Source organism: Mesorhizobium sp. P5_C1, assembly GCF_054049815.1.
This window is the reverse complement of sequence record NZ_JBFULQ010000678.1, coordinates 1-2,542: the sequence shown is the minus strand read 5'-3', so window position 1 is coordinate 2,542 and position 2,542 is coordinate 1. Positions and strand designations below refer to the sequence as shown.

The window sequence follows — 2,542 nt, the reverse complement described above, 5'->3', positions numbered from 1 at the left end:
GAGGCTAATGTTTGGGCTTGAGGGGGCCGGAATTGCTGATCAGGACTGTTGCGAACTCGATAACCCGAGATATGCCGGCACTTGGATCGCCAGCCTCCACGCCATCGGCGGAATCCAGGCGCATCAGCGACGATGTCGCTCAAGCGCGTAACACCGCCATATCAGCGCTGAACAATGATCGTTTTCGCGTCATGCTGGAGCAGATCTCCGACCCCACTGCATCGGGCGCACTTATGACAATGCGCGGCGATACGGCCGCCGGCGCCGGTACCGATTTCAAGTCGGCGCAGTCGAGTTACGCCGACAACAGCGAATAATCAGAAACGATAAGATCAGGCCCGGCTGCGGCGACGCTCGCGGCGGGCTTCGCTGGTTTCGACGGTGTTTTCCGTCGCCACCTTGTTGCGCATCGGACCGATGCGCTCGACAATCGCGCCAACGGTCGGACGATCCGCCTTGGTGTGCGCGTCGAGTGCCTTGCGCATGGCGGCAAGGTGCTGGAACGAGGTGCCGCAGCAGCCGCCGACGATTTTCGCACCGGCATCGACGGCAAGCCTGACATAGTCGGCCATCAGTTCCGGCGTGCCGGAATAATGAATCTCGGTGCCGCGGAATTCGGGAATGCCGCAATTACCCTTGACGATGACAGTCGCCTCCGGCTTCGCCTCGGTCATGTCGAGCAGCGATGCCAGGATGTCGGAGGCGCCGACGCCGCAATTGGCACCGACGCCGAGCGGCGCTTGCGACAAGCCGTCGACGACGCCGTGGATGTCCTTCGGCAGCAGGCCCATCATGGTGCGGCCGGCGGTGTCGAAGGACCCGGTATAGGTGTAGGGCAGGCCGACGCGGATGGCGGCTTCGGCAGCGGCGCGGATCTCGTCGGGAGCCGACATGGTCTCGATCCAGGCGACTTCGGCGCCACCGGCCTTGAGACCCTCGATCTGTTCGGCAAAGGCATCGACCGCCTCGTCATAGGTCATGGCGCCAAGCGGCACTAGCAATTCACCGGTCGGACCGACCGAGCCGGCGACGATCACCTTGCGGCCGGCCTTGTCGGCGACAGCACGCGCAATCTCGGCGGCGCGCTTGTTCAGCGCGTGCACGCGGTCCTGCGCATGATGCAGCTTCAGCCGGTGACGGGTGCCGCCGAAGGAATTGGTGAGAATGATGTCGGCGCCCGCATCGACGAAATTCTGGTGCAGGCTGGTGATGGTGTCGGGCGCCGTCTCGTTCAGCAGCTCCGGCGCTTCGCCAGCCTCCAGCCCCATGGCGAACAGGTTGGTGCCGGTGGCGCCATCGGCCAACAGCACGCCCTTTTCAGCCAGCAGCGCATCGATCGGGTTGGTCGTCGTCATCGGATTGGCTTTCATGTTTTGAAATTCGAATAAGGATATAAAGAAGTCTTTATGTGTAGTCAATGATATTGCGGCGCTTGACTGGCGATGTCGACGGCCGGGCGTTGGTTGAACGACCCTCGATTGCCTTCGATCAGGCAGAGCCTGATGTAAAGGACATGTCGGCCAGATTGCGCGCGAAGGCGGCGGCTTCGTGCGGGTTGACGTCGGCGGCACGGATCAGATTGTCGAAATGCTGGGTCAAGGCCTGGACCGGCTGGGTGGCGTTCAGCACCACATACATGTCGCCGACATAGATAGCCGCCCGATAGGGGCCGAAGATGGTGAGGGGAATGGAATAGCGCATGCGGCCGTCATACAGAAACAAGCGGAAGGTCGGGTAGAGATCGTCAAGCAGCGTTGCCATGTGGGCGAGTTGTTGTCGGCGGTCGGCCTCTGGAAAACGGTCCCACACGCCCAGGCCGCGGGCGAAGATCTCCAGCGTATGGCGCGGCATGCAGACTTCCATGTCGGTTTCCGGCCGCCGGTTGTAGTCGATGCGGTATTGGGTTTCGTTGGCTTGCGTCTGACGGCTCCTGTTGGTGATGTTGGCTTCATAGTCGACGAGCGCGTGTGTTCGCAGAAGATCGGGGATGCCTGCCGGCACATAGCGGATCTTGGTACCGGCCGCCTCGGCGAACCACTTTGCCAGCAGCGTGCGGTCGAAGCCGTCGCGCGCTTCCTCGATCTCCAGGCTCTCGCGGATCTCGCCGGTGACACCCTCGTCCTGGCTGAGGCCAAGCAGCCAGTCCAGCGACACTTTGAACTCGGCAGCGATATTGAGCAGGGTTTCCGCCCGGGGCAGGCGTGTCGAGGCGCCGGACAGCAGTTGCGACAGGGCCGACCGATCGATGCCGACCGCGGTCGCGAAAGATGACTGGTTGAGATCGGACCGTGTCAGGAGCAGCTTCAGACGCTCCCGAAAGATCGCTGACAGATCTCGTTTGTCCATCACTTGGCTCCGCGAATCAGGAGGAAAAATTTGCGCCAAAGCTGCCGAACGGACGCCTTAGGCGTAAATGAATCCCCAATATTGTTTACAATGTGTAACATGTGCTGTCAAAAATGCGCAATCGCAACATTTTGTACACTTTGTCTCGTTGAGTGGAATCGCTTCTCCTGACACAATGATGTCAGGAACCAGTTGG

The 2,542-nt window shown here is 61.1% G+C and carries 3 protein-coding genes; 1 reads left to right on the top strand and 2 read right to left on the bottom strand.

Annotated elements, in window-relative coordinates; translation table 11 throughout:
• The first annotated feature begins 71 nt into the window (after window positions 1-71).
• On the top strand, window positions 72-317 hold the full coding sequence (locus ACXJ7R_RS29810; protein WP_457154951.1) for a hypothetical protein: 246 nt from the start codon (window positions 72-74) through the stop codon (window positions 315-317).
• 15 nt (window positions 318-332) lie between these two features.
• Here the strand turns inward: ACXJ7R_RS29810 and bmt are convergent, their stop codons facing one another.
• Together bmt and ACXJ7R_RS29800 are read right to left on the bottom strand one after the other, a co-directional pair.
• Window positions 333-1,355, bottom strand: coding sequence for a betaine--homocysteine S-methyltransferase (bmt, locus tag ACXJ7R_RS29805; protein ID WP_457154952.1), 1,023 nt, complete (start codon window positions 1,353-1,355; stop codon window positions 333-335).
• Between the two features lie 133 nt (window positions 1,356-1,488).
• Complete coding sequence (locus tag ACXJ7R_RS29800; protein ID WP_457154950.1) at window positions 1,489-2,346, bottom strand: helix-turn-helix domain-containing protein; 858 nt, start codon at window positions 2,344-2,346, stop codon at window positions 1,489-1,491.
• Window positions 2,347-2,542 lie beyond the last annotated feature (196 nt).

What these genes read in the sequence shown, in the direction of transcription:
- ACXJ7R_RS29810 (WP_457154951.1), top strand. Translation starts at nt 72, where the DNA reads ATGCCGGCACTTGGATCGCCAGCCTCCACGCCATCGGCGGAATCCAGG.
- bmt (WP_457154952.1), bottom strand. Translation starts at nt 1,355, where the DNA reads ATGACGACGACCAACCCGATCGATGCGCTGCTGGCTGAAAAGGGCGTG.
- ACXJ7R_RS29800 (WP_457154950.1), bottom strand. Translation starts at nt 2,346, where the DNA reads ATGGACAAACGAGATCTGTCAGCGATCTTTCGGGAGCGTCTGAAGCTG.